Genomic DNA, 22,878 nt, shown 5'->3' on the forward strand with positions numbered 1-22,878 from the left:
TTAGTTGTGCCACCGCCTTACAGCGGACATCACCGGCGACCGCGCTTGAGGGCGTAGTTGCGCCAGGAGCGGTCATTCGATGTTCTGCCGTTGAACGGCTTCATTCGCCAGTTTAGCGGAAATTGGGCGACAGCATGGTTGCCTCAACAGGGAAGTTCGAAACCCTCTTGGTCCGCGAATCCCGCTGATTGCACGCTGCGGTGCGATATTCTGCAAGATAGCCACCCAACCAACGCCGATAGCCGCATTGCTCTCGACAAGAGCACTCCTGCCGCAGACCACCTAGCTGGCAGACACTTGGCTGATCCCGGCATCGACCCAGGCACGCGTCTGCTCAAGCACTTCATCCGAGAGCGCGGGATCGTCGATCGCCCGGGCGAGGATTACTGCCCCCACCATCGCTGCCCAGCTTCCGATCGCCGCGCGGCGTCTGTCTGCCGGATCCAACTCCGGGAGCGCCTTGCCGATACGGTCGATCTGCGATCGTAGGCCTTCCGTCATGGCCGAGCGTGCAGCCGGGGTCTGATGGCGGATGGCTGCGGCAAGGCCCGCCGTCGGGCAACCGCCGGCGCAGTTGTCGCGATGCCGGGGCGAAAGATAGGAACCTACATAAGCGCGAAGATCGCCCCCTCCGCCTGAGTCCGCGGCGAGGACGTGGGCAAGGGTCTGCGCGATCAGGTCGTCCTTCGAACTGAAATGGCCATAGAAGCCGCCATGGGTGAGCCCGGCGGCCTTCATCACTTCCGCCACGCTGACCGCGTCGAACCCCTTCTCGCGAAACAGCCGGCTGGCCGCATCCAATATCCGGTGACGGTTCTCCGCCATCTGCTCTCGACTGACCTTCATTTCAAAATTCTCCGTCGGCCCCGTTGACATTTACATGATGCCCATCATATTTAGCCGCAATCATGATGATCGTCATGAATATAGGTTCCATCAGAGAAAAGAGCAATGCCATGACCACCATTCCATCAGTCCTCATCACCGGCGCCTCCACGGGCATCGGAGCTTCCTATGCCGAACGGTTCGCCCGCCGCGGACACGACCTCGTGCTGGTTGCCCGTGACGTGGCACGAATGGAGGCACTGGGAGCCCGGCTCCGTCAGGAAACTGGCGTTGCGATCGACATCGTCCAGGCTGATCTTACGCAGCCTGCCGAGCTTGCAACGGTAGAGACGAGGCTGCGCGATGACGCCCGCATCGGGATTCTCGTCAACAATGCCGGAACAGCCATCGGCGGAAGCTTCATCGAGCAGAGTACCAATGACGTCGCCCGGCTCGTTGCGCTCAACACGACCGCGCTTCTGCGACTTGCCAGCGCCATCGCCCCGCGACTTGCGAAGGCGGGTGCAGGGGCGATCGTCAACATCGGTTCCGTGGTCGGGCTGGCGCCGGAGTTCGGCATGACGGTCTACGGCGCAACCAAAGCCTTCGTGCTGTTTCTGTCGCAGGGGCTCAGCCTCGAGCTTGAGCCGAAGGGCGTCTACGTCCAAGCCGTGCTGCCCGCCACGACGCGAACCGAGATCTGGGGCCACGTCGGCGCCGACATCAACACGCTCTCCAACGTGATGGAGGTGGACGATCTGGTTGACGCGGCGCTGGTCGGCTTCGACCGCCGCGAACCGGTGACCATCCCGCCACTCCCCGATGCCGGTCAGTGGGACGCGCTTCAGGCCGCGCGCCAGGCCATGCTTCCGAACTATCGGAACGAACATCCCGCCGAGCGGTACCGCAAGGTCGCCTGAGCACCAACGAATCCATTTGATAACGACCTCGTCGCGGCGGGGACAAACAAGGTGACCTATGACCAACAAAGCACTTTTTGAGCCTTATTCTCTCGGCTCGCTGACGCTCTCCAATCGTATCGTCATGGCGCCCCTCACGCGCAATCGCGCTGGCCCGGGCTTCGTTCCGGGTGATCTTGCCGCCGAGTATTACGGCCAGCGGGCCTCCGCCGGCCTGCTGATCTCCGAGGCCACGCAGATCTCGCGGCAGGGACAAGGTTACCAGGACACGCCCGGCATCTATTCTCAGGCTCAGATCGACGGCTGGCGAAAGGTCACGACCGCGGTGCACGCCAAGGACGCGCGGATTTTCCTGCAGCTCTGGCACGTCGGCCGCGTCTCGCACGTCGATCTGCAGGAGAACGGCGCCGCGCCCGTCGCGCCCTCGGCAATCCGGGCCGCGACCAAGACGTTCGTGAACAACGGCTTTGTCGAGGTTTCGGAGCCCCGCGCGCTGGCGCTCGACGAGCTTGCGGGGATCGTCAACGATTTCCGGCAAGCAGCGGCGAACGCCATTGAGGCCGGCTTCGATGGCGTCGAGATTCATGGCGCCAACGGCTATCTGCTGGACCAGTTCGCCAAGGACGGTGCCAATGTCCGCACGGATGCTTATGGCGGATCGGTCGAGAACCGCGCCCGGCTGATGCTGGAGGTTGCGACTGCGGTGGTCGAGGAGATCGGCGCAGAGCGCACCGGCATTCGGATTTCGCCCGTCTCGCCCGCCAACGGCGTCTCGAGCAGCGCCCCCCAGGCGCAGTTCGACTATATCGTCGATCAACTCGATGCTTTGGGCATCGTCTATATCCATGTCGTCGAGGGCGCCACGGGCGGATCGCGCGATGTCGCGCCGTTCGACTTCGGATCGCTCCGCCGGCGCTTCAACAATACCTATATCGCCAATAACGGCTATGACCTCGAACTCGCGGCGTCGCGGCTCGCCGAGGGCAAGGCGGACCTCTTCGCCTTCGGGCGCCCGTTCATCGCCAATCCCGACCTTGTGGAACGGCTGAAGACGCGCACGCCGCTGACGGAGTTCAACTCGGCGACGCTCTATGGCGGCGGCTCCGCTGGCTATACCGACTATCCCGCGATCGCCGCCTCAAGCCGCCCATGAGCTATCGGAGGGCGGCGCCTGCGAGGCAGCCATCCCACGTGACAGCAGCGCCTCAGGGCATCTCTCTGGCGCTCCGCTCGAACTGGTGTCCAAACCCAGGGATTCAGGAGGGCCATGGAGGGCTATAGCATAGACGTTAGCTCCTCTGGTCCGCCCAGGACCAGCCAGGCGAGATTCGTAGCACGTCGTACGTTCGCTTTACAGGCGCAAGCGGACCCGTTCACCGTGATTTCGACTGTCGTGAATGGGTCAGATCGCGTCGATGCATGGGGGCGCCTGAACGTCCGCTTCTCACATTCCAAGCCGCCAAGCCGCAAGTCCGCTTCCGGCCCCGAACAAGACGTTCATCGAAGCGCCGCAGAACGTCCGCTATTTGCGCTACCTGCTCGTTCCGATCGATGAGACGAATGGCATCTCGGCCATTCTCGGGAGCTAGCTGATTAACCTCGGCGGTGATTCCGAACCGAAGGTCAGCGCCGCAAGATGAAACCGGTTTCGGAAAAGATCTAACAGGAAGTGCCGGGCCCTGGTCAGACCGGCCGCACCAGAACGTGTTTCTTCTTGCCGAGCGACAGTTTCGCGACGTTTTCCGGGCCAAGGTCCTGCAGCGTCACCATCCTGCGATCGTCGGAAACTGGCTGGTCGTTGAGGCGCACGGCGCCGCCCTGGATATGCCGCCGTGCCTCGCCGTTGGACCCAGCCAGCCCGGCGGTGACGAACAGCGACAATAGGCCGACGCCGGCTTCAAGGTCGGCCCTGCCCACCTCGACGGTTGGCAGTGTTTCGGCGAGCGCCCCTTCTTCGAACGTCTTACGCGCCGTTTCGCTGGCCTCCTCTGCCGCCTCGCGGCCATGCAGCATGGCGGTGATTTCGGTGGCGAGGATCTTCTTGGCTTCGTTGATCTCCGAGCCGCCGAGCCGTTCGAGGCGTGCGACCTCGGCGAGTGGCAGGGTCGTGTAGAGCTTCAGGAAACGGCCGACATCGGCATCCTCGGTGTTGCGCCAGTATTGCCAGAAGTCGTACGGGCTCAGCATCTCCGCATCGAGCCAGACCGCGCCCGAGGCCGACTTGCCCATCTTGGCGCCGGAGGAGGTGGTGAGCAGCGGCGTCGTCAGCGCATAAAGCTGCGCGCCTTCCATGCGATGGCCGAGATCGATGCCGTTGACGATGTTGCCCCACTGGTCGGAGCCGCCCATCTGCAGCCGGCAGCCGAGACGCTTGTAGAGCTCGACGAAGTCATAGGCCTGCAGGATCATGTAGTTGAATTCGAGGAACGACAGCGACTGCTCGCGGTCCAGCCGGAGCTTGACTGAATCGAAGGCCAGCATTCGGTTGACCGAAAAATGCCGGCCGACATCGCGCAGGAAATTGACGTAGTTGATGTCCATCAGCCAGTCGGCATTGTTGATCATGACGGCGTCGTTCGGGCCGCTGCCGAATTTGAGGTAGGGCGTGAAGTTGCGGCGGATGCCGGCGAGATTGTCCTCGATGTCCTGCGGCGTCAAAAGCTTGCGCGCCTCGTCCTTGAACGACGGATCGCCGATCATCGAGGTGCCGCCGCCCATCAGCGCGATTGGCCGGTGGCCGGTCTGCTGCAGCCAGTAAAGCATCATGATCTGGATCAGCGACCCGGCATGCAGGCTCCTGGCGGTGGCGTCGAAGCCGATATAGGCGCTCACCGTTTCCGTGGCGAAAAGCTGGTCGAGGCCGGCATCGTCCGAGGTCTGGTGGATGAAACCGCGCTCGCTCATCGTGCGCAGGAAATCGGATTTGAAGGCGGACATTTTCTTTCCCGAAAAGCTTCCGGCCGAACGCGGTTCGGCTATGCATGAAGGCGGGCGTTTAGCACTCAAGCGCGATCAGCAAAAGTGGAATCCGGTTTTGCGACACCCTCTTGCCTTCTCCCCTTGTGGGAGAAGGTGGATTGGCGCGCAGCGCCAAGACGGTTGAGGGGTGTTGGACGGAGTGCCGTCGTTGCCAAGCTGGAACACCCCTCATCCGACCGCGCTTCGCGCGGCCACCTTCTCCCACAACAAGGGGAGAAGGGAGAACCCCAAGCGTGCGGCCTGCTTGCGTCATCGTTTCGGCTGGCGTAATGAGGCGCCGCCAACGGGTCTCATCCGCTGGACCGCACGGCATCGATCGAATGCCATATCCTATGACAGAGTCGAGATGCCGGAGATATCCATCGTCATTCCTTGCCGGAACGAGGCGGCGAACCTGCCGCTTCTGCTCGACGAGATCGGCGCCGCGATGGCCGGGCGCGACTTCGAGGTCATCGTCGTCGACGATGGCTCGACCGACGACACGCCTTCGGTGCTTGCCGCACAAGCAGCGCTTCGCCGGTTTCCGCTGCGCCATCTCAGGCATCAGAAATCCGCTGGCCAGTCGCTCTCGGTGCGTTCGGGCGCCTGGGCGGCGCGCGGCGATATCGTCGCCACCATCGACGGCGACGGCCAGAACGACCCCGGTTATATCCCAGTGTTGATAGACGCGCTGCGGCAGGCTGGTCCCGATGTCGGGGCCGCGCAGGGACAGCGTCTGAAGCGCCGCGACAGCAAGATCAAGCAGCTGGCGTCGCGTTTCGCCAACGGGCTGAGAAAGGCCATCCTGCACGACGAGACGCGGGATACCGGCTGCGGCCTCAAGGCGATCCATACCGACATTTTGAGGAAATTGCCGTTCTTCGACGGCACCCACCGCTTTGTTCCGGCGCTGGTCATCCAGGAGGGCTACCGCGTCGTCCATTGCGACGTCGTCGATCGCTCCCGCCGTCACGGCAAATCGAATTACGGCATCTTCGATCGCGGCCTGCAGGGCGTGCTTGATCTTGCCGGCGTCTGGTGGCTGCGCCGCAGGCGCCGCAGAATGCCCAAAGTAGAGGAAATCAGGCATGGGTAACGTGCTTCAGGAATTGGCGACCTGGCTTCACGATGTTTTCGTCAAGCAATTCGATGCCTGGGTTCTGCTCGGCTTCGTCGCCCAGTTCTTCTTCACCATGCGCTTTCTGGTGCAGTGGGTGGCGTCGGAAAAGGCCAAGCGCAGCGTCGTGCCGATCGCCTTCTGGTTCTTTTCGCTGTTCGGCGGCGGCCTGCTGCTGATCTACGCCATCCAGCGTCAGGATCCGGTGTTCATCGCCGGCCAGGCCATGGGCCTGTTGATCTATATCCGCAATCTCTGGCTGATCGCCAACGAGCGCAAGGCGGCGATGACGAAGGTCGATTGAGCCCTCGACCGGCCTGAAACCGGTCGAGCAAGCAATCCAGATTACTGGCCGTCCAGCCCGCCGTAGGACCTTACCAGCCGGACCATATCGGCCGAATCGGCAGTCTCGCTCTCGAGCCCCTCGGCGACACCGACGCGGTCGGCGGCCGGGCGGTTCTGGCTGACTTTCCATTTGCCGCTGATTTCGGTGATTTCGATCTCTAGGCCGACGATGCCTTTGATCTGCGACTGGATGAAGGGTGCCGGCGCGTCGGTCACCGCCCACGGCGCCGAGCGGCTGCCCTCCTGCGACATCGTCAGATCGGAAATCTGCTCGGCCAGCCAATCCTGGTCTTCGATCACCGTGACGATGCCGCGCACCTGGACGATGGCGTAGTTCCAGGTCGGTACCACCTTGCCGGTTTCACGCTTGGTCTCGTACCAGGACGGCGTCACATAGGCATCGGCGCCCTGGAAGACGACCAGCACCCGCGCCAGGGGATTGTCGGCCAAAAGCCGCCATTGCGGATTGGCCTTGGCCAAATGGGCGCGGAGCCTGCCGTTCGGTGGCACATCCGCGTCTAGAAGAAAGGGAATCGCGTTGGCGACCGGCCCCTCGACGCCGTTCGACACCAGCAGGCCAAGCGGATGCGCCCGGATCAGCCCGTGCAGGACGTCCTGCCGTGTTTCCTGGAAGTGAGGCGGTTGGTACATCGCCGATTATCTCAGCCGCTTCGGCCGTGGGTCGGACAATTCCCCGGCCAGCCGGCGATCGAGGTAGTCGGCGCATTCCTCGATCAGAAGCTCCGCATGGTTGGCAAAGAAATGGTTGGCGCCGGGCAAGGTCTTCTGGGTGATGGTAATGCCCTTTTGCGTGTGCAGCTTGTCGACCAGCCCCTGCACGTCCTTGGGCGGCGCGACCTTGTCGGCGTCGCCGTGGATGATCAGGCCGGACGACGGGCATGGCGCCAGGAACGAGAAATCATAGGTATTGGGCTGCGGCGCGACCGAGATGAAGCCCTCGATCTCCGGCCGGCGCATCAGAAGCTGCATGCCGATCCACGAGCCGAACGAATAGCCGGCAACCCAGCAGCTCTTGGAATCCGGATGCAGCGACTGCACCCAGTCGAGCGCCGCGGCGGCGTCGGACAATTCGCCGGTGCCGTGGTCGAACTCGCCCTGGCTGCGGCCGATGCCGCGGAAATTGAAGCGCAGCGTGGTGAAATTGCGCTTCTGGAACATGTAGAAGAGGTCGTAGACGATCTTGTTGTTCATCGTCCCGCCGAACTGGGGGTGCGGGTGCAGGACGATGGCAATCGGCGCGCTCTTTTCCTTCGAGGGCTGATAGCGACCCTCCAGACGGCCGGCCGGACCGGTGAAAATGACCTCAGGCATGAAATACTCCACTTGGTATAAATTTGCGCGGCGCCCGGAACAACTCTTCCTCTGGCCCCAGTCTTCCTCTGGCCCCAGTCTTCCCTAGGCCCCAGTCTTCCCTAGGCCTTGACGCAGGGCGGGCGTCTTTCTAGAAGCTAGTTTAGAATTGTTCAAAACTGGGGGGCCAAAGACTGTGGCTCGGCCACCCACGCCGCAAGCCGCGTAAATAGGACGTCTTGCCTTGCAATTTCAAGGAAATAACGCGCTATCTTCGCGGAACGGCTTTTGAAGGGACCAGTTGGACGGAAATGGCCGGAGCACGCGCCTATCTCGACTACAATGCCAGCGCGCCGCTGCTTGCCTCGGCGCGCGCGGCGGTGGTCGCTGCGCTCGACGTCGCCGCCAACCCGTCCTCGGTCCATGCCGAGGGCCGCGCTGCACGGCGGCTGATCGAGGATGCCAGGCGCGACGTGGCGCGACTGGTCAGCGCCAAAGCCGAGCATGTCGTATTCACCTCCGGCGCGACGGAAGCGGCCTCGACGCTGCTGACGCCGGACTGGCAGATGGGGCGCGGTGCTGTCCGTATTAGCCGGCTCTATGTGTCCGAGGCCGATCATCCTTGCCTGCTGAACGGCGGGCGCTTCCCAGCGGCGCAGGTGACACGGATCGGCGTCGACGCCGACGGCGTCGTCAGGCTCGACGTTTTGGCCGAGGCTCTCGTCCAGCATGACAAGGTCGAAGGCTTGCCGCTGGTGGCCATCCACGCTGCCAACAATGAAACCGGCGTGATCCAGCCGGTCGGCCGCATTGCCGAAATCGTCAAGGCGGCGGGTGGCATCCTGGTTGTCGATGCCGTGCAGGCGGCCGGCCGCATTCCGCTCGATATGTCAGCGGGTTACGCAGACTATCTGATTCTCTCGTCGCACAAGATCGGCGGCTCAAAGGGCGTCGGCGCCATTGTCGCGGCGTCGGACCTGATGATGCCAAAGCCGCTGGTCAGCGGCGGTGGCCAGGAAAAAGGCCATCGCGGCGGCACCGAAAACCTGGCGGCGATTGCCGGGTTTGGCGCGGCGGCGCGCGAGGCGTCTGCCGGCTTGCAAACGATCGAAACGGTGCGGCAGCGTCGCGACGAAATCGAGGCGATCGTGAAAACGCTTGTTCCGGACGCCGAAATCTTCGGGATCGGCGCGCCAAGGCTTGCCAATACGACATTCTTCGCTATTGCCGGCATCAAGGCCGAGACGGCGCAGATTGCCTTCGACCTGGCCGGTGTGGCGCTGTCGGCGGGATCGGCCTGTTCGTCGGGCAAGGTCGGCCCGAGCCATGTGCTGAAAGCCATGGGTTATGGTGACGGCCTCGGCGCGTTGCGCGTGTCCGTCGGCCACGCGACCAGCGCTGAAGATATCGAGCTGTTCCGTTCGGCGCTGGCGACGATCGTCGCGCGCCAAGCCGGTAAGGAAAAGGCAAGCAGGGAACGAGCCGCCTGAGCGCGGCAGACGAAATGTAGGGCCTTGCGGCCTGGTAGAGCCGTGCGTTCGCATTTGGCCGGGTGAATTTCCGGCATGAACGCACTATATGAAACTTACGCCGCCTCCGGTGCCTGATGGGTGCTCGTTTGCGGTGCCATAGTTTGAAAACTGCCGGGCCTTGACCCCGGCGTGGATGGAGAACGCTGATGCCTGCTGTGCAGGAGACGATCGATCGAGTTCGAAAGATCGATGTCGACCAGTATAAATACGGATTCCAGACCGAAATCGCGATGGACAAGGCCCCCAAGGGCCTGAGCGAAGACATTATCCGCTTCATTTCGGCGAAGAAGGACGAGCCGTCCTGGATGCTGGAATGGCGCCTGGAAGCCTATCGCCGCTGGCTGACGCTGGACGAGCCGAAATGGGCGCGCGTCCACTATCCCAAAATCGATTTCCAGGACCTCCACTATTACGCCGCGCCCAAGAGCACGCCGGGGCCGACTTCGCTCAGCGAGGTCGATCCCGAACTGCTGAAGGTCTATGAGAAGCTCGGCATTCCGCTCAGGGAACAGGAAATCCTCGCCGGCGTGCAGAAGACCGATGCGTCGGAGCTCGAGGAAGCCAGCGACAACGTCTACAAGTCGGGCCGCGTCGCCGTCGATGCGGTGTTCGATTCCGTCTCCGTCGTCACCACTTTCAAGAAGGAACTGGCGCAGGCCGGCGTCATCTTCTGCTCGATCTCGGAAGCCATCCGCGAGCATCCGGAGCTGGTGAAGAAGTATCTCGGCTCGGTCGTGCCGACCTCCGACAATTTCTACGCGACGCTGAATTCGGCGGTGTTCACCGACGGTTCGTTCGTCTTCGTGCCCAAGGGCGTGCGCTGCCCGATGGAATTGTCGACCTATTTCCGCATGAACGAGAAGAACACCGGCCAGTTCGAGCGCACGCTGATCATCGCCGAGGAGGGGGCTTACGTCTCCTATCTCGAAGGCTGCACGGCGCCGCAACGCGACGAGAATCAGCTTCATGCCGCGGTGGTCGAGCTGATCGCGCTCGATGATGCCGAGATCAAATATTCGACGGTGCAGAACTGGTATCCCGGCGACGCCGAGGGCAAGGGCGGTATCTATAATTTCGTCACCAAGCGCGGCGACTGCCGCGGCCATCGCTCGAAGATTTCGTGGACGCAGGTCGAGACCGGCTCGGCGATCACCTGGAAATATCCGAGCTGTATCCTGCGCGGCGACGATTCCAGCGGCGAGTTCTATTCGATCGCCGTCTCGAACGGCTATCAGCAGGTCGACAGCGGCACCAAGATGATCCACCTCGGCAAGAACACGTCGAGCCGCATCATCTCCAAGGGCATCGCTGCCGGCTTCTCGCAGAACACCTATCGCGGCCAGGTCTCGGCGCACCGCAAGGCGACCAACGCCCGCAACTTCACCAATTGCGATTCCCTGCTGATCGGTGACCAGTGCGGCGCGCACACCGTGCCCTACATGGAAGCCAAGAACTCGACCGCTCAGTTCGAGCATGAGGCGACCACCTCGAAGATTTCCGAGGACCAGAAGTTCTACGTCATGCAGCGCGGCATCCCGGAAGAAGAGGCGATCGCGCTGATCGTCAACGGCTTCGTCAAGGACGTCATCCAGCAGCTGCCGATGGAATTCGCCGTCGAGGCGCAGAAGCTGATCGGCATCAGCCTCGAGGGGAGCGTGGGGTGAGTGACGATGAGGCAGAGAACGGTCCGCCGTTGGTCGCACGCGTTCACCAGTTTGACAGGCATTCTGGTGAGCTACCCGACAACTATCGGGCCGACCTCGATGAGCAGATTTGCGGAGAATTGGCAACGTCGCTCGGGAACTACCTTCGAAGCTTTGCTGCCGAAAGCAAAGTTGTCGTCAGTATCGAAGTCGAAGCCAACCGAATTAGCGCTGGGCGCGAAGACGGCACGGAGTTGATGATCACAGTCTACGGCCCTGAGATTTTTGAAATCACCAGGTGGCCGAATCCCGCCGACGCCGTCGAGGACGGAAGTATGCGATTTGACTTGGCACCTGAACTTGAAAGCGACGTCGCCGTTGCCCTAGCTCGGCGATATGTAGTTAACGGAACGATAGAGCAAGAGAATGCTTGAAATCAGAAACCTGCATGCCCGCATCGTCGATGACGGCACCGAGATCATCCGCGGCCTGAACCTGACGGTCAGGGCTGGCGAGGTCGCCGCCATCATGGGCCCGAACGGCTCGGGGAAATCGACGCTGTCCTATATCCTCGCCGGCCGCGAGGACTATGAGGTCACCGAGGGCGATATCCTCTACAACGGCCAGTCGATCCTCGAAATGGATCCGGCCGAGCGCGCCACCGCCGGCATCTTTCTCGCCTTCCAGTATCCGATGGAGATACCGGGCGTGGCGACGATGGAATTCCTGAAAGTAGCGATGAACGAGCAGCGCAAGGCGCGCGGCCAGGAACCGCTGAAGATCCCGGAATTTCTCAAGCGCGTGAAGGAAGCGGCGGCCTCGCTCAACATGGACATGGCGATGCTGAAGCGGCCGCTCAATGTCGGCTTCTCCGGCGGCGAGAAGAAGCGTGCCGAGATCCTGCAGATGAAGCTGCTCGAGCCAAAGCTCTGCGTGCTCGACGAGACCGATTCCGGTCTCGATATCGACGCGCTGAAGATCGTCGCGGACGGCGTCAACACGCTGCGCTCGCCGGACCGGGCCATCGTCGTCATCACCCATTACCAGCGCCTGCTCCAATACATCGTGCCGGATACGGTGCACGTGCTCTACAGGGGTCAGGTGATCAAGTCGGGCGACAAGTCGCTGGCGCTCGACCTCGAGGCCAATGGCTATGCCGGCGTGATCGGGCAAGCCGCGTGAGATGCCAGCAGGCCCGGAAGGCAAGCCAAATAAGGCGATACTGATGAATATGCACACGACACCCCAGCGAACATTGGCCGAAACGGCGCTGATCGACGCCTTTGGCGAGCGGCTGTCGCTGCTGCCCGGCGACGGCGCGGTGATGCTGAAGCGCGACGACGCCATCGAGGCGATCAAGGGCGGCCTGCCGACGCGGCGCGTCGAATCCTGGCATTATACGGACCTGCGCCGGCTGCTGACTTCGGTGCCGGACTTCGATCCGGCAGCGGTCGCGAAAGCCATTGCGCCGATCGTCGAAGGCTCCAGCGTTTTACCGGTGCTGAACGGCGTTTCGAGCGCGAAATGGGCTGTTGTCGAGGGCGTCACGGTACAGCGCCTATCGGAGAAGCTGACCGACGGCAGCATCGCCCCGGGGCTGGATTCCTATGGCAGCGACGATGCCATCGGCGCGCTCAACACCGCCTTTGTCGCCGACGGCTATTTCGTCGACATCGCCGACGGTGCCCAACTGGACAAGCCGGTCGAAATGCAGAATTTGCAGGCCGGTGGACAGACGCATGTACGCTTGGCCGTCCGCGTCGGTGCCCGCGCCAACGCTGTTATCGTCGAACGCCAGGCGGGCGAGGGGGCGGCACTGGTCAGCTCGGTCAGCCAGCTTGTGCTTGGCGAGGGCGCCGAAGTGACATGGCTGGTCGTGCAGGAGCAGCCGGATACGGCGACGCATCTCGCCCAGTTCAAGGCGCATCTCGGTAAGAATTCGAAACTGACGCTGTTCGTCATGAATGCCGGCGGCAAGCTGGTGCGCCAGGAGGTCGTTGTGAAGACGACCGGCGAGGGCGCCGAATTCACCCTGCGCGGCATCAATCTGCTCGCCGGCGACACCCATACCGACGTCACCATGGTGCTCGACCACGCCGTGCCGCACACAGCCTCGACGGAAGTCATCCGCAATGTGGTGACCGGCAGCGCGCGCGGCGTCTTCCAAGGCCGCATCAATGTCCACCAATATGCGCAGAAGACCAACGCCAAGATGGCCTGCAACACGCTGCTGTTGTCGGACGACGGCGAGTTCTCGACCAAGCCGGAGCTCGAAATCTTCGCCGACGACGTCGTCTGCGGCCATGGCGCGACCGTCACCGAGATCGACCACAGCCATCTGTTTTACCTGATGGCGCGCGGCGTCGACGAGAAGACCGCGCGCGGCCTGCTGGTCAAGGCCTTCGTCGCCGAGGTGATCGAGGAACTGGACGACGAGGCCATCGTCGAGGCGCTTGAAGCGAGACTCGACGATTGGTTTTTGACGCACGGGTAGAGGTGACTGAGGGGTTGGTGCCAACACCCCTCATCCGTCGCCTTCGGCGCCACCTTCTCCCACAAGGGGAGAAGGAGAGGCGCTCTTCCTTCTCCCCTTGTGGGAGAAGGTGGCCGAGCGAAGCTCGGTCGGATGAGGGGTGCTGGACGGAATGAGGCGGTGCCTCGAGAGAGCTTGTGATGGACCAGAAAGTCGAAAACATCCCCTACGACGTCGAGGCGATCCGCCGCGACTTCCCGATCCTGTCGCGGCAAGTCTACGGCAAACCGCTGGTCTATCTCGACAATGGCGCCTCGGCGCAGAAGCCACAGGCGGTGCTCGACGCCATCCAGCACGCCTATTCCCAGGAATATGCCAACGTCCATCGCGGCCTGCATTTCCTGTCGAATGCCGCGACCGACGCCTATGAGAAGGCTCGCGAGACGGTTCGCCGTTTCCTCAATGCGCCGAGCACCGACAACATCGTCTTCACCTCGAACACCACGGCGGCGATCAACACGGTCGCCTATGGTTTCGGCATGCCGAACATCGGCGAAGGCGACGAGATCGTGCTCTCGATCATGGAGCATCATTCCAACATCGTGCCGTGGCATTTCATCCGCGAGCGGCAAGGCGCCAAGCTGGTCTGGGTGCCGGTCGACGATCTCGGCGTCTTCCACATCGAGGAATTCGAAAAGCGGCTGACCGACCGCACCAGGCTCGTCGCTATCACGCATATGTCGAATGCGCTGGGCACGGTGACGCCGATCAAGGAGATTGTGCGCATCGCGCATGCCCGCGGCATTCCGGTGCTGGTCGACGGCAGCCAGAGCGCCGTGCATATGCCGATCGACGTGCAGGACCTCGACTGCGATTTCTTCGTCTTCACCGGCCACAAGGTCTATGGCCCGTCGGGCATCGGCGTGCTCTACGGCAAGAAGGATATTCTGGAGCGCATGCGCCCGTTCATGGGCGGCGGCGAAATGATCGAGGAGGTGACGCAAGACATCGTCACCTACAACGACCCGCCGCACCGTTTCGAGGCTGGCACGCCGCCGATCGTCCAGGCGATCGGACTTGGTGCGGCGCTCGAATACATGGAAAAGATCGGCCGCGAGCGCATCGCCGCGCACGAGGCGGATCTGAAGGATTATGCGCATCAAAAACTGCGCGCCATCAATTCACTGCGCATCTTCGGCGATGCGCCCGGCAAGGGCGCCATCATCTCGTTCGAGCTGCAGGGCATCCACGCCCATGACGTGTCGATGGTTATCGACCGGCAGGGCGTGGCGGTCCGCGCCGGCACGCATTGCGCGCAGCCGCTGTTGAAACGCTTCGGCGTAACATCCACATGCAGGGCGTCGTTCGGCATGTATAATACCAGGGCCGAAGTCGATGCTTTGGCCGATGCGCTGGAAAAAGCGCGAAAATTCTTCGGGTGACGATCATGGATGATGCCAGCCACACCGCCGAAAGCACGGCACTGGAAACGACGACCAATGCGGTGGTCTCCGGATCGGCCATTCCCGCCGACGAACTGGCGCGGCTGACCGACGACATCGTCTCGGCGCTGAAGACGGTCTATGACCCGGAAATTCCGGCCGACATCTATGAGCTCGGCCTGGTCTACAAGATCGATATCGAGGACGACCGCTCGGTCAAGATCGACATGACGCTGACCGCGCCGGGCTGCCCGGTGGCTGGCGAAATGCCCGGTTGGGTCGAAAATGCCGTCGGCGCCGTCGAAGGCGTTTCCGGCGTCGAGGTCAACATGACCTTCGACCCGCCCTGGTCGCCCGACCGCATGTCGGAAGAGGCGCAGGTGGCGGTTGGGTGGTACTAGCATCCGACCAGCCAGAGGCTGGCGCACTTGCGCCGGGTACAAAACTTCACCATTTTAGGTGAGGAATCATTCGGCAGGCCTTGAGCCTGCGCGCAATGGAGAAGGAAAACATGGGACGCTTCGCCGTCATCACGATGACCGAAAAGGCCGCCGACCGGGTTCGCGAGATCGTCGCGACCCGTGAGAATGCGCATGGCATTCGCCTTGGCATCAAGAAGGGCGGCTGCGCCGGCATGGAATATACGGTCGATCTGGTGACCGAGCCGAACACCAAGGACGATCATATCGAGCGCGATGGCGCCCATGTCTATGTCGCGCCGGAGGCAGCGCTTTTCCTGTTCGGCACCGAGATGGATTTCGAGCAGACGACACTGCGCACCGGCTTCACCTTCCGCAACCCGAACCAGAGCTCGGCCTGCGGCTGCGGCGAATCGGTCGAATTGAAGCCGGCCGATCTGAAGGCACTGGCCGAAGCACGCGCCTCAGCCTGATTGGAAACCGCTAGCTCTCGACACGTTCGAGATTGGCTGAGGCTCGCAACTTCGTCATCCCTGGGCGAAGCAGGAGCGAAGCTCCGTCGCGGAGACCCTGGGATCCATGCCGTAACCTCAGCCGAAGGGTGCAGCGGAGCAGAACGCTGCACCTCACCAGCGCTCCGAAGTCGCGGCATGGATCCTGGGGTCTGCGCGCGTCGCTTCGCTCCTTGCTCCGCCCCAGGATGACGACGGAACAGGGTTTCGGCCCATCCCCTGGGCACACTATTCGCCAGCGTCCGCACCATTCAATTCGTCAAACCTTCAGCGCTATGCAAATAGCTAATCCACCCACATCCCCGTTCGCTTGTGCCAGTCTGCGATCGACTCCTTCGGGTAGACGTCGAACACCTTGTCGCCCTTGCCGATATCCGGCTCGACCCAGTTCGCCTTGTATTTCAGCATCAGATGCACCTTCTCCGGCGGTTTCGGCAGGTCTGTGTCGACAGCCGAGGCGAACGGATGCACCAGCTCCGGCCAGGTCGGATCGTAGAGCCAGAGTGCCGTCCCGCATTTCGTGCAGAAGTTCCGCTCGCCCGTCGAGGTCTCGCGTTGCGGGTGCTCGTCGTCCTCGATCTCGGCGCGGTAGACGCCGAGATGGCGCTTGCCCTGGATTTTCAGCGTCTCGTAATCGGCGCCGAGATTGATGGCAAAACCGCCGCCGCCCTGCTGCTTGCGGCAGATCGAGCAGTAGCACAGCATGAACGGCACCGGCGTATGGCTTTCCACCTCGAAACGCACGGCATTGCACCGGCAGGACCCTTTGAGCAGAAGCGGCATGAGAAACTCCGATGAAACTGATTCCGAACTTGTCAGGATGGTGCCGGTTGCGTCGATGACAAGGGGAAATCCGGGTGACATGATCGCCGCATGGACAACGAGCGCATAGAAGAGCTTTTCGAAGGCCTCGGCCCGGTCAGCATCCGCAAGCTGTTCGGCGGCAAGGGCATCTATTTCGACGGCGTCATCGTCGCCATCGTCATCCGTGGCGAATTGATGCTGAAGGCCGACGCCGAAAGCGCCCCGGATTTCGAAGCGGCCGGCTGCCGTCAATGGACCTATACCGGCTCGCGCCACGGCAAGCTCGTGTCGATGCCCTATTGGAGCGTTCCCGACAGCGCATTCGACGATCCCGACGAGATGGCGATCTGGGCGCGCCGCGCCTACGAGGCAGGACGGCGCGCCGGCAAATAGGCTGCGTCATGCTTCGGCAATTCCGGGCCGCACTTCATGCCGGGTCCCGCGCCTCGGGCACGAGCGCCAGCGCTTCGGCAAAGCCAGCGCTGGTGAAGGCGGCACTCTCGACGACGAGCATAGCTGCGGCAATGCCTTCGCGCAGTGCCGCGCGCAGCGTCAGGCCGCGCAGCAGGGCAGCGATCGTGGCGCCTGCCAATGCGTCGCCGGCGCCGGCAGTATCGGTCCGCTTTTGTAGCGGCGGTGGTGGCGAGATCGAGAACGCGCTCAATTCGTCGAAACCGAGCACTGGTTCGTCGCCGGCGGTGATCACGCCGCTTTTCAGCCCGGCGCGTCTTAGGCCGTCGACGATGCCTTGATCGTCAGCATCGATGCCGACGCCGGCGAGCACGCCGGCCTCCTGCCGGTTCATGAAGGCCAGCGCCAGACGGTCGAGCACCGGCATCAGCCGCGCCGCCTTATTGGGCGAGACCGCAAGCGCAAACACCGGCTTGTCGGCGGCGAGTGCCGCCAGCCGCCCCAGCGCGGTCGACGGCAGGTTGGCGTCGCACAGCACCGCGTCGGCCGAACCGATCGCTTCCCGCACCTTGGCGCGGCGGATCTGCTTGGGAAGCGCCAGCTCGTAGAGCACCATGTCGGCAAGGCCGGCGATCAGCCCGCCGTCGCTATCGATCAGCATCGTATGGCTTGGCGTTGCTCGGTCGAGGAACACCGCCGACAGGTCGGCAATGCCGGCCTCGGTGACGGCGCGTAAAACCGTGTCGCCAAGGGCATCGCCGCCGCGCACCGAAAGCAGCGAGGCCGAGGCGCCGCGTCGCACCGCACAGCGCAAGGCGTTGAAGACGGCACCGCCGACATGCTCGCGCATCGTGCCGGGGTTGGAAGCGGCCGGCACGAAGGCGCCGGCAACCCGGCCGCGCCGCTCGATATAGGCGCCGCCCACGGCCAGGATCGTCGGGGATTTGATCATGCCGTCAAAATGCCCTTTTGCTGTTGCCCGGAGAGACTAGGTCGCCGGGCGGAACCCTGCAATCGCGGGTCCGATTCGGTTGGTGACGGCAACGGCGCCGCATGCGAAGCGAGACACATCGGAAGCAATAATTGCGAAACAAAAATAGAACAAATAGGGATATGCATTATTTTTCAAACCCTTGGTGCTCATTGACAAATGAGAACAAATGAGGTACATTCTTTTAAGGATTGCGGGATTGTCCGGCCTCCATTGACGACCACGGGGTGATGTATCATGGCTCAGAATTCTTTGCGGCTTGTAGAGGACAAAGCGGTGGACAAATCAAAGGCTCTGGATGCGGCGCTGTCGCAAATCGAGCGTGCCTTCGGCAAGGGCTCGATCATGCGGCTCGGCGCGAACGAGCAGGTCGTCGAGATCGAAACGGTGCCGACCGGCTCGCTTGGGCTGGACATCGCGCTTGGCGTCGGCGGCCTGCCGCGCGGCCGCATCGTCGAGATCTACGGGCCGGAAAGCTCGGGCAAGACGACGCTGGCGCTGCACACGGTGGCCGAAGCCCAGAAGAAGGGCGGCATCTGCGCCTTCGTCGATGCCGAGCACGCGCTCGACCCGGTCTATGCCCGCAAGCTCGGCGTCGATCTCGAAAACCTGCTGATCTCGCAGCCCGATACCGGCGAGCAGGCGCTGGAGATCTGCGACACGCTGGTGCGCTCCGGCGCCATCGACGTGCTGGTGGTCGATTCGGTGGCGGCGTTGACGCCGCGGGCGGAAATCGAAGGCGAGATGGGCGATTCGCTGCCCGGCCTGCAGGCCCGCCTGATGAGCCAGGCACTGCGCAAGCTCACCGCCTCGATCTCGCGCTCCAACACCATGGTCATCTTCATCAACCAGATCCGCATGAAGATCGGCGTCATGTTCGGTTCGCCCGAGACGACGACCGGCGGCAATGCGTTGAAATTCTATGCCTCGGTCCGCCTCGACATCCGCCGCATCGGCTCGGTCAAGGATCGCGACGAGGTCGTCGGCAACCAGACCCGCGTCAAGGTCGTCAAGAACAAGCTGGCGCCGCCCTTCAAGGTGGTCGAGTTCGACATCATGTATGGCGAGGGCGTCTCCAAGACCGGCGAGCTGGTCGATCTCGGCGTCAAGGCGGGCGTGGTCGAAAAGTCGGGCGCCTGGTTCTCCTACAATTCGCAGCGTCTTGGCCAGGGCCGCGAAAACGCAAAACTGTTCCTGCGCGACAATCCCGACACGGCGCGCGAGATCGAGCTGGCGCTGCGGCAGAATGCCGGGCTGATCGCTGAGAAATTCCTTGAGAACGGCGGCTCCGAAAGCAGCGACGACGGTTTCGAGGACGACGCTGGGGTGATGTAGGGCAAGCGACGCCTCGCTGAGCCTCAGCCAGGTTTCGATCTGATGTTTTGATTTTGAGTTTGCGTAATCGATGCGTTTCGAACCGCCGGCCCTGGGCCGGCGGTTCGCGTTTGACGGCGAGGCAGACGCATTTCAAGGCGCTGGTGAAAGCCGGGATTTGAGCCCATTTGGTGTTTCTGGACAGGCTGCGGTGCGACCGCTAAAAGGCCATGTCTATTTTCCGCCGGCAGCCGGCGGTTCTCTCGAAAAGGCAGTATTCATGAGTGGCGTCAACGAGATCCGGTCGGCATTTCTCGACTATTTTCGCAAGGAAGGTCACGAGGTCGTCGCGTCAAGCCCGCTGGTCCCGCGCAACGACCCGACGCTGATGTTCACCAATGCCGGCATGGTGCAGTTCAAGAACGTTTTCACCGGTCTGGAGAAGCGGCCGTATTCGCGCGCCACGACTGCCCAGAAGAGTGTTCGCGCCGGCGGCAAGCACAACGACCTCGACAATGTCGGCTACACCGCGCGCCACCTGACCTTCTTCGAGATGCTCGGCAATTTCTCCTTCGGCGACTATTTCAAGGAGCGGGCCATAGAGCTTGCCTGGAACCTGATCACCAGGGAGTTCGGGCTGAAGAAGGACAAGCTGCTGGTCACCGTCTACCACACCGACGACGAGGCGGCCTCGTACTGGAAGAAGATCGCCGGCCTTTCGGACGATCGCATCATCCGCATCGCGACTTCGGACAATTTCTGGGCAATGGGCGACACTGGACCTTGCGGGCCGTGTTCGGAGATATTCATCGACCGTGGCGAGCATATCTGGGGCGGCCCTCCCGGCAGCCCCGAGGAGGATGGCGACCGTTTCCTTGAATTCTGGAACCTGGTGTTCATGCAGTACGAACAGGTGACGAAGGAAGAGCGCGTCGACCTGCCGCGTCCGTCGATCGACACAGGCATGGGCCTCGAGCGCATGGCATCCATCCTGCAAGGGGTTGAAAGCGTCTTCGAAACCGACCTGTTCCGCCACCTGATCGACGCTGCGTCGTCGGCGCTTGGCAAGGGTCCGGATGCGGGCACAGTCGCATCGTTCCGTGTCATCGCCGACCATTTGCGTTCGTCCTGCTTCCTGGTCGCCGACGGCGTGCTGCCGTCCAACGAAGGACGCGGCTACGTGCTTCGTCGCATCATGCGCCGGGCCATGCGCCATGCGCAATTGCTCGGCGCCCGCGATCCGCTGATGTGGCGCCTGGTGCCGGCGCTGGTCCGCGAGATGGGCCAAGCCTACCCGGAACTGGTGCGCGGCGAACAGATGATCACCGAAACGCTGAAGCTGGAAGAGACGCGCTTCCGCAAGACGTTGGTGCGCGGCTTGGGCTTGCTTTCGGAGGCGACGGAAAAGCTGGCCTCCGGCGACATGCTGGATGGCGAGACAGCGTTCAAGCTCTACGACACCTATGGCTTTCCGCTCGATCTGACGCAGGACGCGCTGCGCCAGCGCAACATCTCGGTCAACCTTGCCGGCTTCACCGAGGCGATGGAGCGGCAGAAAGCGGAGGCGCGCAAAAGCTGGGCCGGCTCCGGCGACGTGGCGACCGAGACGGTATGGTTTCCGGTGCGCGAGAACGCCGGCGCCACCGAGTTCCTCGGCTATGAGACCGAGCAGGCGGAAGGCCTCATCCAAGCGCTGGTCAGGGGCGGCAAGACCGTCGACAGCGCCGGCAAAGGTGACGCCGTTGCCGTGGTTGTCAACCAGACGCCGTTCTATGGCGAGTCCGGTGGCCAGATGGGCGACACCGGCGTCATTTCGGGCGACGGGTTCTCGATCGAAATATCCGATACCCAGAAGAAGGCCGATGGGCTTTTCGTCCATCTCGGCAAGGTGGCTAACGGCACGGTCAAGACGGGCGCGACCGTCGAGCTGAAGGTGGACCACGCGCGTCGCTCCAGGCTGCGCGCGAACCATTCCGCCACGCATCTGATCCATGAGGCGCTGCGCGAGGTGCTGGGTACCCATGTGGCGCAGAAGGGCTCGCTGGTCGCGCCCGAGCGTCTGCGCTTCGACATTTCGCACAACAAGCCGATCTCGCCGGACGAGCTCGAAGAGGTCGAGCGCATGGCAAACGAGATCGTCGTTCAGAACGGCCCTGTAACCACGCGGCTGATGTCTGTCGACGACGCCATTGCCGAAGGCGCCATGGCGCTGTTTGGCGAGAAATATGGCGATGAAGTGCGCGTCGTTTCGATGGGCACGGGCTTGCATGGCGCCAAGGCCAACCGGCCTTATTCGGTCGAGCTATGCGGCGGCACGCATGTCAGGGCGACCGGCGATATCGGCCTGGTGCGCATCGTGTCCGACAGCGCGGTCGCTGCCGGCGTGCGCCGCATCGAGGCGTTGACCGGCGAGGCGGCCAGAAAGCATCTCGACGAACAAGACAAGCGGTTGAAGGCGGCCGCCGCCGCGTTGAAGATTTCGCCGGCCGATGTGCCGGCCCGCGTCGAGGCGCTGCTGGACGAACGCAAGAAGCTCGAAAAGGAGCTGATCGAGGCGCGCAAGAAGCTGGCGCTGGGCGATCGCTCGCCAGCCGGTGTGCCTGCGGAAAACGAAACCATTGCCGGTGTCGGTTTTCTCGGCAAGGCGGTATCGGGCGTCTCGCCAAAGGATCTTAAGCCGTTGGCCGATGCCGGCAAGAAGTCGCTCGGCTCCGGCATCGTCGTCTTTGTCGGCGCCGGCGAGGACAACAAGGCGAGCGTCGTCGTCGCCGTCACCGATGATCTGACCGGCCGCTTCAACGCCATCGATCTGGTGCGCGTCGCGTCCGCGGCATTGGGCGGGCAGGGCGGCGGCGGGCGACCCGATATGGCTCAGGCCGGCGGCCCGGACGGCTCGAAGGCCGAAGACGCGATCGCTGCGGTGAAGGCGGCTCTCGAAGCGGCGTGAACCTGCACCGGGGCGGCACGGCCGAAATGGCGCGCCGCCCAGCGGATATCTTTGAGGGCCGATATGCCGACGCTGACGATGTATCAGGTCGATGCCTTTGCCGAACGGGCCTTCCAGGGTAACCCTGCCGCCGTTCTCCTTTTAGAGGAATGGCTGTCGGAGCAGGTAATGCAGGCCATCGCCAACGAAAACAATCTTGCTGAAACCGCGTTTGTGCGGCCGAATGGCAAAGGTTGGGATTTGCGCTGGTTCACGCCGGTCCATGAAGTCGACTTCTGCGGCCACGCCACTCTTGCGGCCGCCCATGTGCTGGCTACGGAATACAATGGTCAGGGCGAAATGGCCTTCGCCACCCGGGTCGGCGAGCTGCGGGTTTCCCGGTGGGAAGGGGGCTATCAGCTCGATCTGCCTTGTTTTCCGCCGCAGCCCATCGAGGAGGAGCTGAACTCGGCGCTGCAAGCGATATTGCCTCAGCGGCCGGTTGCGAGCTTCCGCAATTTCGAGAACCTGTTTGTCGAGCTTGCCGACGAGACAACCGTGCGATCTTTCGTTCCCGATCTGCTCAGGATCGGACGTTTTCATCCTCTCGGCCTGGTTATTACCGCGCCTGGGCGAGCCCACGATTTCGTCTCCCGTTACTTTGTGCCCGGGGCGGGCATTCCCGAGGATCCGGTAACCGGCTCCATTCATGCGACGCTGGTGCCTTATTGGTCTGAAAAACTCGGCAAGACGCATCTGTCGGCATTCCAATGCTCGCAGCGCGGCGGGCATTTGCTATGCGAACTGGCCGGAGATCGCGTGCTGATCACAGGCCGTGCGAAGACCTTCATGAAGGCGGAGATCTACCTTCCCGATTGAGCGGCTTGCGAGGCAGAGAAGGCAAGGATCTGGGAGAATTTGTCGCCAGCCTCGGC

At 62.7% G+C, this 22,878-nt stretch carries 22 protein-coding genes; 16 read left to right on the plus strand and 6 right to left on the minus strand.

The genetic code is table 11. The features are described 5' to 3' along the window. Positions 1-282: 282 nt before the first annotated feature. Positions 283-846: a TetR/AcrR family transcriptional regulator gene (locus NKI54_RS24050; RefSeq protein ID WP_023674676.1), complete on the minus strand. Its 564-nt coding sequence runs from the start codon at positions 844-846 to the stop codon at positions 283-285. Between the two features lie 110 nt (positions 847-956). Here NKI54_RS24050 and NKI54_RS24055 point away from each other — a divergent pair, with 110 nt between their 5' ends. Together NKI54_RS24055 and NKI54_RS24060 are read left to right on the plus strand one after the other, a co-directional pair. Then, positions 957-1,745 carry an SDR family NAD(P)-dependent oxidoreductase gene (locus tag NKI54_RS24055; protein WP_352572762.1) on the plus strand — a complete coding sequence of 263 codons (789 nt, stop codon included), beginning with the start codon at positions 957-959 and terminating at the stop codon, positions 1,743-1,745. 58 nt (positions 1,746-1,803) lie between these two features. Further along, positions 1,804-2,898, plus strand: coding sequence for an alkene reductase (locus NKI54_RS24060; protein ID WP_023674678.1), 1,095 nt, complete (start codon positions 1,804-1,806; stop codon positions 2,896-2,898). A gap of 530 nt (positions 2,899-3,428) precedes the next feature. Here the strand turns inward: NKI54_RS24060 and tyrS are convergent. Continuing rightward, positions 3,429-4,682, minus strand: a complete 1,254-nt coding sequence (tyrS, locus tag NKI54_RS24065) for a tyrosine--tRNA ligase (RefSeq protein ID WP_023674679.1) — start codon at positions 4,680-4,682, stop codon at positions 3,429-3,431. A gap of 388 nt (positions 4,683-5,070) precedes the next feature. Here tyrS and NKI54_RS24070 point away from each other — a divergent pair, with 388 nt between their 5' ends. After that, positions 5,071-5,799, plus strand: coding sequence for a glycosyltransferase family 2 protein (locus tag NKI54_RS24070; RefSeq protein ID WP_031211231.1), 729 nt, complete (start codon positions 5,071-5,073; stop codon positions 5,797-5,799). After that, positions 5,792-6,124 carry a lipid-A-disaccharide synthase N-terminal domain-containing protein gene (locus tag NKI54_RS24075; RefSeq protein ID WP_023674681.1) on the plus strand — a complete coding sequence of 111 codons (333 nt, stop codon included), beginning with the start codon at positions 5,792-5,794 and terminating at the stop codon, positions 6,122-6,124. The genes NKI54_RS24070 and NKI54_RS24075 overlap by 8 nt, the downstream gene beginning before the upstream one ends. 41 nt (positions 6,125-6,165) lie before the next feature. On the opposite strand, the gene NKI54_RS24080 is transcribed toward NKI54_RS24075, so the two are convergent. Together NKI54_RS24080 and NKI54_RS24085 are read right to left on the minus strand one after the other, a co-directional pair. Beyond that, on the minus strand, positions 6,166-6,816 hold the full coding sequence (locus tag NKI54_RS24080; RefSeq protein ID WP_023674682.1) for an FMN-binding negative transcriptional regulator: 651 nt from the start codon (positions 6,814-6,816) through the stop codon (positions 6,166-6,168). 6 nt (positions 6,817-6,822) lie between these two features. Further along, on the minus strand, positions 6,823-7,497 hold the full coding sequence (locus NKI54_RS24085) for an alpha/beta hydrolase (protein WP_023674683.1): 675 nt from the start codon (positions 7,495-7,497) through the stop codon (positions 6,823-6,825). Positions 7,498-7,787: 290 nt separating this feature from the next. Between NKI54_RS24085 and NKI54_RS24090 the strand changes: the two genes are divergently transcribed. From NKI54_RS24090 to sufA, 8 genes are all read left to right on the plus strand, one after another. Further along, positions 7,788-8,966: a cysteine desulfurase family protein gene (locus NKI54_RS24090; RefSeq protein WP_352692525.1), complete on the plus strand. Its 1,179-nt coding sequence runs from the start codon at positions 7,788-7,790 to the stop codon at positions 8,964-8,966. A 188-nt stretch (positions 8,967-9,154) separates the two neighbouring features. Continuing rightward, complete coding sequence (gene sufB / locus NKI54_RS24095) at positions 9,155-10,672, plus strand: Fe-S cluster assembly protein SufB (RefSeq protein ID WP_023674685.1); 1,518 nt, start codon at positions 9,155-9,157, stop codon at positions 10,670-10,672. Beyond that, positions 10,669-11,085 carry a hypothetical protein gene (locus NKI54_RS24100; RefSeq protein ID WP_352590646.1) on the plus strand — a complete coding sequence of 139 codons (417 nt, stop codon included), beginning with the start codon at positions 10,669-10,671 and terminating at the stop codon, positions 11,083-11,085. Before sufB ends, NKI54_RS24100 begins: the two co-directional genes overlap by 4 nt. Further along, positions 11,078-11,833, plus strand: coding sequence for a Fe-S cluster assembly ATPase SufC (sufC, locus tag NKI54_RS24105; protein WP_023674687.1), 756 nt, complete (start codon positions 11,078-11,080; stop codon positions 11,831-11,833). The genes NKI54_RS24100 and sufC overlap by 8 nt, the downstream gene beginning before the upstream one ends. A gap of 43 nt (positions 11,834-11,876) precedes the next feature. Next, positions 11,877-13,145, plus strand: a complete 1,269-nt coding sequence (gene sufD / locus NKI54_RS24110) for a Fe-S cluster assembly protein SufD (protein ID WP_352637793.1) — start codon at positions 11,877-11,879, stop codon at positions 13,143-13,145. Between the two features lie 179 nt (positions 13,146-13,324). Beyond that, positions 13,325-14,566 carry a cysteine desulfurase gene (locus NKI54_RS24115; protein ID WP_352637795.1) on the plus strand — a complete coding sequence of 414 codons (1,242 nt, stop codon included), beginning with the start codon at positions 13,325-13,327 and terminating at the stop codon, positions 14,564-14,566. A 5-nt stretch (positions 14,567-14,571) separates the two neighbouring features. Continuing rightward, a complete protein-coding gene (locus tag NKI54_RS24120; RefSeq protein WP_352637797.1) occupies positions 14,572-14,967 on the plus strand; it encodes an SUF system Fe-S cluster assembly protein in 396 nt (131 codons plus the stop codon). 110 nt (positions 14,968-15,077) lie between these two features. Beyond that, positions 15,078-15,458 (plus strand): Fe-S cluster assembly scaffold SufA, encoded by a 381-nt coding sequence (gene sufA / locus NKI54_RS24125; RefSeq protein WP_006206001.1) that lies wholly within the window; start codon positions 15,078-15,080, stop codon positions 15,456-15,458. 324 nt (positions 15,459-15,782) lie between these two features. Here sufA and NKI54_RS24130 read toward each other — a convergent pair whose 3' ends face one another. Next, positions 15,783-16,280, minus strand: coding sequence for a GFA family protein (locus tag NKI54_RS24130; RefSeq protein ID WP_352637799.1), 498 nt, complete (start codon positions 16,278-16,280; stop codon positions 15,783-15,785). Between the two features lie 90 nt (positions 16,281-16,370). On the opposite strand from NKI54_RS24130, the gene NKI54_RS24135 reads away from it, so the two are divergent. Continuing rightward, the gene (locus NKI54_RS24135; RefSeq protein ID WP_023717364.1) at positions 16,371-16,694 is read left to right on the plus strand and encodes a TfoX/Sxy family protein; all 324 of its coding nucleotides are present in this window, start codon (positions 16,371-16,373) and stop codon (positions 16,692-16,694) included. A 34-nt stretch (positions 16,695-16,728) separates the two neighbouring features. Here NKI54_RS24135 and NKI54_RS24140 read toward each other — a convergent pair whose 3' ends face one another. Continuing rightward, positions 16,729-17,664, minus strand: a complete 936-nt coding sequence (locus NKI54_RS24140; protein ID WP_352637801.1) for a PfkB family carbohydrate kinase — start codon at positions 17,662-17,664, stop codon at positions 16,729-16,731. Between the two features lie 276 nt (positions 17,665-17,940). Here NKI54_RS24140 and recA point away from each other — a divergent pair, with 276 nt between their 5' ends. The 3 genes from recA (at position 17,941) to NKI54_RS24155 (ending at position 22,822) form a co-directional block, all read left to right on the plus strand. Further along, positions 17,941-19,038 carry a recombinase RecA gene (recA, locus tag NKI54_RS24145; protein WP_023674696.1) on the plus strand — a complete coding sequence of 366 codons (1,098 nt, stop codon included), beginning with the start codon at positions 17,941-17,943 and terminating at the stop codon, positions 19,036-19,038. Positions 19,039-19,297: 259 nt separating this feature from the next. Continuing rightward, positions 19,298-21,964, plus strand: a complete 2,667-nt coding sequence (gene alaS, locus NKI54_RS24150; protein ID WP_352637859.1) for an alanine--tRNA ligase — start codon at positions 19,298-19,300, stop codon at positions 21,962-21,964. Positions 21,965-22,027: 63 nt separating this feature from the next. Continuing rightward, entirely contained in the window at positions 22,028-22,822 is a 795-nt protein-coding gene (locus tag NKI54_RS24155) for a PhzF family phenazine biosynthesis protein (protein WP_352474728.1), read from the plus strand. Positions 22,823-22,878: the final 56 nt, after the last annotated feature.

The organism is Mesorhizobium sp. M0663 (genome assembly GCF_040320585.1).
Taxonomy (GTDB): Bacteria; Pseudomonadota; Alphaproteobacteria; order Rhizobiales; family Rhizobiaceae; genus Mesorhizobium.

Excerpts from the sequence above, each read along its gene's own strand:
- NKI54_RS24085 (WP_023674683.1), bottom strand. The coding sequence starts at position 7,497 with ATGCCTGAGGTCATTTTCACCGGTCCGGCCGGCCGTCTGGAGGGTCGC.
- sufB (WP_023674685.1), top strand. The coding sequence starts at position 9,155 with ATGCCTGCTGTGCAGGAGACGATCGATCGAGTTCGAAAGATCGATGTC.
- NKI54_RS24115 (WP_352637795.1), top strand. The coding sequence starts at position 13,325 with ATGGACCAGAAAGTCGAAAACATCCCCTACGACGTCGAGGCGATCCGC.
- alaS (WP_352637859.1), top strand. The coding sequence starts at position 19,298 with ATGAGTGGCGTCAACGAGATCCGGTCGGCATTTCTCGACTATTTTCGC.
- NKI54_RS24090 (WP_352692525.1), top strand. The coding sequence starts at position 7,788 with ATGGCCGGAGCACGCGCCTATCTCGACTACAATGCCAGCGCGCCGCTG.
- NKI54_RS24130 (WP_352637799.1), bottom strand. The coding sequence starts at position 16,280 with ATGCCGCTTCTGCTCAAAGGGTCCTGCCGGTGCAATGCCGTGCGTTTC.
- NKI54_RS24050 (WP_023674676.1), bottom strand. The coding sequence starts at position 846 with ATGAAGGTCAGTCGAGAGCAGATGGCGGAGAACCGTCACCGGATATTG.
- NKI54_RS24060 (WP_023674678.1), top strand. The coding sequence starts at position 1,804 with ATGACCAACAAAGCACTTTTTGAGCCTTATTCTCTCGGCTCGCTGACG.
- NKI54_RS24140 (WP_352637801.1), bottom strand. The coding sequence starts at position 17,664 with ATGATCAAATCCCCGACGATCCTGGCCGTGGGCGGCGCCTATATCGAG.
- NKI54_RS24055 (WP_352572762.1), top strand. The coding sequence starts at position 957 with ATGACCACCATTCCATCAGTCCTCATCACCGGCGCCTCCACGGGCATC.
- NKI54_RS24080 (WP_023674682.1), bottom strand. The coding sequence starts at position 6,816 with ATGTACCAACCGCCTCACTTCCAGGAAACACGGCAGGACGTCCTGCAC.
- sufC (WP_023674687.1), top strand. The coding sequence starts at position 11,078 with ATGCTTGAAATCAGAAACCTGCATGCCCGCATCGTCGATGACGGCACC.
- NKI54_RS24070 (WP_031211231.1), top strand. The coding sequence starts at position 5,071 with ATGCCGGAGATATCCATCGTCATTCCTTGCCGGAACGAGGCGGCGAAC.
- NKI54_RS24135 (WP_023717364.1), top strand. The coding sequence starts at position 16,371 with ATGGACAACGAGCGCATAGAAGAGCTTTTCGAAGGCCTCGGCCCGGTC.
- sufD (WP_352637793.1), top strand. The coding sequence starts at position 11,877 with ATGAATATGCACACGACACCCCAGCGAACATTGGCCGAAACGGCGCTG.
- NKI54_RS24155 (WP_352474728.1), top strand. The coding sequence starts at position 22,028 with ATGCCGACGCTGACGATGTATCAGGTCGATGCCTTTGCCGAACGGGCC.
- recA (WP_023674696.1), top strand. The coding sequence starts at position 17,941 with ATGGCTCAGAATTCTTTGCGGCTTGTAGAGGACAAAGCGGTGGACAAA.
- NKI54_RS24120 (WP_352637797.1), top strand. The coding sequence starts at position 14,572 with ATGGATGATGCCAGCCACACCGCCGAAAGCACGGCACTGGAAACGACG.
- sufA (WP_006206001.1), top strand. The coding sequence starts at position 15,078 with ATGGGACGCTTCGCCGTCATCACGATGACCGAAAAGGCCGCCGACCGG.
- NKI54_RS24075 (WP_023674681.1), top strand. The coding sequence starts at position 5,792 with ATGGGTAACGTGCTTCAGGAATTGGCGACCTGGCTTCACGATGTTTTC.
- tyrS (WP_023674679.1), bottom strand. The coding sequence starts at position 4,682 with ATGTCCGCCTTCAAATCCGATTTCCTGCGCACGATGAGCGAGCGCGGT.